The 883-nt window shown below is 76.0% G+C and carries 1 protein-coding gene and 1 pseudogene; one reads left to right on the forward strand and one right to left on the reverse strand.

From position 1 onward, the window contains the following. Positions 1-383, reverse strand: a pseudogene (locus tag L0B03_RS18510) (molybdopterin molybdenumtransferase MoeA); the annotation flags it as partial. Between the two features lie 77 nt (positions 384-460). Here L0B03_RS18510 and L0B03_RS18515 point away from each other — a divergent pair. Beyond that, positions 461-883, forward strand: a 423-nt coding sequence (locus tag L0B03_RS18515; protein ID WP_250448564.1) for a 5-formyltetrahydrofolate cyclo-ligase, incomplete at its 3' end; no start/stop codon positions are given.

Below are 883 nucleotides of genomic sequence, written 5' to 3' on the forward strand. Positions count from 1 at the left end.
CCCTCCGACTTCACCCGGGCGCGGCCGCGGTCGGTGCGTTCGACCGGCACCACCGCGTCGGCTCCGTGGGGCAGGGGCGCCCCCGAGGCCACCAGGATCGCCGAGCCCGCGACGAGGCGCAGCCGTTCGGTCGAGGAGACGGGCGCGTCGTGCACCACGGGCAGGACGACCTCGCCCACGGGCGCCAGACCGCGCAGGCCGACGTCCTCGGACCGGACGGCGTAGCCGTCGCAGTCGGCGACCGCCCACGGCGGGACGTCGGCGGGGGCGGTGACGTCCTCGGCCAGGATGCAGCCAGCGGCGTCCGCGAGCACGACGTCGAGGGGCGGCACCGGGCGTGCGGCGTCGAGCACCGCGGCCAGGTGGTCGTGCACAGATCTCATAGAGGTCCATCATGTCAGGACCGCGGTCCCCGGCGGTCCTGGGACACCATCGACGGAAACTTTGCGATGATGTGACCATGAGCGGCACAGTCCAGCCCTACCCCGTCCCGCACAGCGGCCAGGACGTGGGTGAGGCCAAGGACGCCCTGCGCGCCGCGATCCGCGCGGAGCGGGAGAAGAGATCCCCCCGCGTCCGGGCCCGGGCGGGGGCCGATCTCGCCCAGGTGGTCGGCGACCTCCCGCAGGTGCGCGAGGCCCGCTGCGTGGCCGCCTACGTCTCGCGGCCCACCGAGCCCGACACCCTCCCCCTGCTGGAGATGCTCGCGGGGCGCGGGGTCCGCGTGCTCCTGCCCGTGCTCGGGAGCGGACTGCAGCGCGACTGGGCTTGGTTCACCACCGCCGACGACCTCCAGGTCCGGGCCCCGGGCAGGCCGCCCGAGCCGGGCGGCCCGACCCTCGGGGCGGGCGCCCTGGTCGAGGCCGAGGCGATCGTCGCCCCT

Source organism: Actinotalea sp. C106, assembly GCF_023630195.1.
Lineage (GTDB): Bacteria > Actinomycetota > Actinomycetes > Actinomycetales > Cellulomonadaceae > Actinotalea.